The following is a 1337-nucleotide window of genomic DNA, read 5'->3' on the forward strand; positions in this document are numbered from 1 at the left end:
GAGCCGACAATCAGGCGATCGAGCCGACAATCAGGTGATCGTACCGATCATCAGGCGATCGTACCGACAAGCAAAGTAAATCTAAAGAAACAAGGAAAGTTTCGTACAAATGGTTCTGTAACAGCAGAAAGTGTTCTTCAAGGACATCAGAAATCGGTGAAGTTGGCCCGCCCCTTAGACGGAATAAGTCTGTTGCGTAGATAAGCTCCCATTACTGATGACAGGCGCACACAAACTGGACAGTATCTTAGGCTCTCGGTATTATCGGGAAAGCCTGCATTGACAAGGTTAGTCTTCAATTGCCTGTCGGTTCTTTATAAAATCGGAGTACATCGAGAGCAAAATATGACACAAACAGTCTTAGGCATAGACATCAGTAAAAAAGACTTTCATGTCTCATTACTGAAGGAGAATCGTGCGACTAAACCCAAAAAGTTTACGAACAATACCCAAGGTTTTGAGAGTTTACATAACTGGCTCAAACAACAAGATGTAGTCGAACTCCATGCTTGCATGGAAGCTACTAGCATCTACGGCGAAGCCTTAGCCGAATTCCTTTATATGGAAGGCTTTCAGGTAAGTATTGTCAATCCGGCTCGTATTAAAGGGTTTGCCAAAAGCGAACTTCTGAGAACTAAAACAGACTCCGTAGATGCAGCATTGATTGCCCGTTTTTGTGCGGCAATGAAACCATCATTATGGACACCTACCGCACCCGAAGTTAAGGAATTACAAGCATTGTTACGGCGGCTCGAATCAGTCACAGAAATGATGACGAGCGAACAAAACCGTTTGGAAACAGCTACGCCAACTGTTGCTGCCCTTACCCAGGAACATTTGGACTATCTCAAACAGCAACAACAACTAATCAAAAAACTGATTAGTGACCATTTTAACCAACACCCACACTTAAAACAACAGCGCGAACTGTTGACCTCAATTCCGGGCATTGGCGATTTAACAGCTTCTATATTATTAGCTGAAATTGGTGATGTTTCTGATTACGACAATGCTCGTCAATTAGCAGCCTATGCTGGTTTAACACCGAGCGAACGGAGTTCTGGGACTTCGGTTAAGGGCAAAACTCGTTTGTCTTGTACCGGAAACGTCCGAATGCGAAAAGCATTGTATATGCCAGCGGTAGTAGCGATGCGTCACAATCCGTTACTCAAAGCTATGAGTGAGCGATTATTGGGTCGTGGAAAGGTCAAGATGCAGGTAATTGGTGCTTTGATGCGGAAGTTGGTGCATTTGGCTTTTGGGATTTTAAAGTCCCAAAAGCCTTTCGATCCTAATTATTTGACTGCTACCCCTTGACAGGTCAAGACAGTATCTAC

At 43.9% G+C, this 1337-nt stretch carries 2 protein-coding genes; both read left to right on the forward strand.

Annotated features, from left to right (window positions below; all coding sequences use genetic code 11):
- Nucleotides 1–204: hypothetical protein (locus QUA33_RS28055; protein ID WP_333153045.1), on the forward strand; the 204-nt coding region annotated here is incomplete at its 5' end.
- A gap of 141 nt (nucleotides 205–345) precedes the next feature.
- Entirely contained in the window at nucleotides 346–1317 is a 972-nt protein-coding gene (locus QUA33_RS28060; protein ID WP_333153047.1) for an IS110 family transposase, read from the forward strand.
- Nucleotides 1318–1337: the final 20 nt, after the last annotated feature.

This window comes from Microcoleus sp. Pol14D4, assembly GCF_036701245.1.
In the GTDB taxonomy this organism is placed as follows: domain Bacteria; phylum Cyanobacteriota; class Cyanobacteriia; order Cyanobacteriales; family Microcoleaceae; genus Microcoleus.

Excerpts from the sequence above, each read along its gene's own strand:
- QUA33_RS28060 (WP_333153047.1), top strand. The coding sequence starts at position 346 with ATGACACAAACAGTCTTAGGCATAGACATCAGTAAAAAAGACTTTCAT.